Annotated in this window: 1 protein-coding gene; it reads left to right on the top strand. The window is 56.5% G+C overall.

All coding sequences use genetic code 11. The features are described from left to right. Positions 1-108: 108 nt before the first annotated feature. The coding region (locus AC5ZGW_RS47040; RefSeq protein WP_496114260.1) for a LysR family transcriptional regulator at positions 109-453 on the top strand (345 nt) is incomplete at its 3' end.

Below are 453 nucleotides of genomic sequence, written 5' to 3'. Positions count from 1 at the left end.
GCATTTCCCATCGCGTGGATCCGAACACAATGCAGCTTAGCCAATTGTTGATCATTGGAAAACGTCATGAAATAATGTTTCAATGATTATGAAATCGAATGATAGTTCATGAAGACGCTAGACATAGAAGCTGTGCAGGCGTTCGTCCTCACTGCTGATCTGAAAAGCTTTACCCGCGCGGCAGAAGCGATGGATAGCACCCAGTCTGCTGTAAGCCTGAAGATCAAACGGCTGGAGGATGTGCTCGGACGCAGGCTCCTCGAGCGTACGCCGCGCCTGGTTCGGCTTTCGGCGGATGGAAGCGCGTTCCTGCAAGCCGCGCGGGTGCTGATCGATGCGCATCATGGTGCGATCGGCTGCTTCGGCATCGAGCCGCGTCGGCTCGTGGTCGGCATCAGTCATCACATCGTCGGCGCGGAACTGCCGCTCCTGTTGCGGCGGATGCGCAACGCC

The sequence above is a fragment of the Bradyrhizobium sp. Crot121 genome (genome assembly GCF_059512385.1).
Note: the sequence above shows the minus strand (reverse complement) of the source record. Positions and strands in the feature narration are given on the sequence as shown.